Consider the following 1,446-nt stretch of genomic DNA (forward strand, 5'->3'; position numbering starts at 1 on the left):
CGTAATGGCCTCGCCTCAAACGCTGCCCATCTCGCCGGATTGTTGATAGGCCGGGACAACTCGGGCGTCTCTGAATGATCTTGTTCACGCAAACACCATTGAGCCGGCAGATTCTCTGCCAGCCTATTGATCTCGCTCGGGAACAGGAAGGCTTTTGGCGAGTTCATATTCTCATCCGCTGGCGGCCGGCCGCTCCGCTTATAAAGCCCGCAAAAAGGAGAAAGTTATGAGTCTCGGCACCATCCTTATCATCATTCTGGTTCTCGCATTGCTTGGCGGCTTTAGCGGGCTCGGTGGCGGGCCGTTCTACGGCACGGGCTACTATGGCGGCGGTGGCCTCGGTCTTGTGCTGCTTATAATCATCATTCTGGTTGTACTCGGGCGCATCTAGTTGGCTGGTGCAGGTGGTTTGTTCTGCCTTTTTGCTCTTGGCCGGGTGATACGGTTCTGTAAGGCAAGGGTCGACGATGACGATCCGCCCGTCGGCGAGCAGGAAATACTCATAGGTTTCGCAAGCCGGGACGATCTTGACAATGCGCGCCGGCGAGCGATGCAGCCCGATCGGCGAAGGATGGCGCCGCCGCCGATGAAGCCGACGCCGTCGGCACGGCGAGCGGAAAGCGCAGCACATCCATGAGGCAAAGGAACCGGGATCCTTGCGGCCAAGTGCCGGCAAAATGTTTGCCTGGAGCATCGTGAGGGCGTCGGCCAGTCCGACCAGGATAGTCGTCGTGAAGCCCGCCGAATGGCCGTGCGCTTCGCGGTTCAATCCAAGCAACGCACTGGCAAGCACAGTCAAACCAATCGCGCCACGATATCTTGCCAGTCTGGCTTTCGAGGCGTTGCAGGCACCTTTGAATTGGAAAGTCGGTAATCGTGCAATCCAATTCTCGGCGCGCGTTAGGTTCCCCAAAGCCGCCGTCGGATCGCTCAACCACACTCGGATGGAATCGAGGCCGTCTAGCGGCGTGGGCGACTCAATGGGATGCGTACGACATTCTCGGATCCAGGCAGATCAAAAGGCCATGGCCAGTTGGCGTACAGAGGCCATCTCCACGATCAGTTCTTCGATGGAACGATCTGGCAAACCGGTCCTTCACCCGCTGCCTAACCCTGGTCGCAAGGTCATGAACCCGTAGCGGGACGAAAAGCGGGCTGTCGTCCAGCAGCTTGCTGATTTCGATGACGACATCGGCGTCAATGTCTTTCGGCAATTCCCGCATGGGCGTCACCTTGCTCGAAGCAATGGCCGTCATTCTTTTAATCCGACGGGCGTTCAGGCGTTGCGCCAGGCGTGGGGAGGAAGAGTAGCATGCCGCGCACGGATCGATAGCCGGATTCATAAGTCTGTCGACGTCGGTGTGTCACCAAAATAATGTTGGTAGTTACCGAGCGGGTCCATCACGCAATCAACAAGGCGCCTTGCCCGAGATCGCGGCTCCGGCG

Annotated in this window: 2 protein-coding genes and 1 pseudogene; 1 reads left to right on the forward strand and 2 read right to left on the reverse strand. The window is 58.3% G+C overall.

Annotation, left to right across the window (positions count from 1 at the left end; genetic code table 11):
- The first annotated feature begins 226 nt into the window (after positions 1–226).
- Positions 227–391: a DUF3309 family protein gene (locus tag ACXJ7R_RS32545; protein ID WP_457155385.1), complete on the forward strand. Its 165-nt coding sequence runs from the start codon at positions 227–229 to the stop codon at positions 389–391.
- A gap of 66 nt (positions 392–457) precedes the next feature.
- Here ACXJ7R_RS32545 and ACXJ7R_RS32550 read toward each other — a convergent pair.
- A pseudogene (locus ACXJ7R_RS32550) lies at positions 458–562 on the reverse strand (DUF1236 domain-containing protein); the annotation flags it as partial.
- Between the two features lie 415 nt (positions 563–977).
- Positions 978–1,256 carry a hypothetical protein gene (locus ACXJ7R_RS32555; protein WP_457155384.1) on the reverse strand — a complete coding sequence of 93 codons (279 nt, stop codon included), beginning with the start codon at positions 1,254–1,256 and terminating at the stop codon, positions 978–980.
- Between the last annotated feature and the right edge of the window lie 190 nt (positions 1,257–1,446).

Source organism: Mesorhizobium sp. P5_C1, assembly GCF_054049815.1.